1 protein-coding gene is annotated in these 852 nt (G+C 46.1%); it reads left to right on the top strand.

Going from position 1 to position 852, the window contains the following annotated elements; genetic code table 11:
• Window positions 1-852 (top strand): IS630 family transposase (locus tag Xmir_RS22215; RefSeq protein ID WP_099116115.1); only part of this gene is annotated, 852 nt, incomplete at both ends.

Below are 852 nucleotides of genomic sequence, written 5' to 3'. Positions count from 1 at the left end.
TGCACAGGCCTTGCGTATTCATGAAAGTACGGTCAGCCGTCATCTAAAAGATTTCATCGCTCAGGAAAAGTTCACCCCGGAAAATGGCGGCTCTGAAAGCCGTTTATCTGCCGAACAAACCGTCGACCTGATCGATTATTTGACGGCCAATTTGATGCATACTACCGCTCAAATTGTGGCCTATGTCCGAGCACGTTGGCAGGTTTCTTTCAGCGTGGGCGGAATGACGAAATGGCTTCACCGCCAAGGTTTCCGCTACAAAAAACCAAAGGGAGTGCCTCATAAATTCGATGCGGATAAACAGCAACAATTTATTGATGACTACCAATCGCTGAAAAACAGAGTGGGTCAGAGTGAACCGATCCTATTTATTGATGCGGTGCATCCTTCACAGTCCACAAAGCTCAGCTATGGCTGGATGAAAGCAGGAAAAAATCAGGTAAAAGTGGTCGAAACCACCGGCAGTCGTACCCGTCTCAATATTCTGGGTGCCCTCAATTTACAACGCATTGAAGACACGGTGATCCGTGAATATCCGAGCATCAATGCTAAAAACATCGCGTATTTCTTCGGGGCGATCCGGGAAACTTACCCGCTTTCGCAAAAAATCCATATTATTCTGGATGGTGCGGGTTACCACCGAGCCGAGTTGGTGAAAGATATTGCGTATGTCCTGAATATTGAATTGCATTACCTGCCGCCTTACAGCCCAAACCTCAATCCGATAGAGCGATGGTGGAAGTATATGAATGAGCAAGTGCGTAATAATGTCTATTTTCCGAATGCGAAAACGTTCCGTGAAACCCTTCGTCACTTTTTTCATGTCACTTTGCCAGAAAAAGCGAAAGAACT

It is taken from the genome of Xenorhabdus miraniensis, from assembly GCF_002632615.1.
The sequence above is the reverse complement of the archived record's forward strand: the minus strand, read 5'-3'. Positions and strand labels throughout refer to the sequence as shown.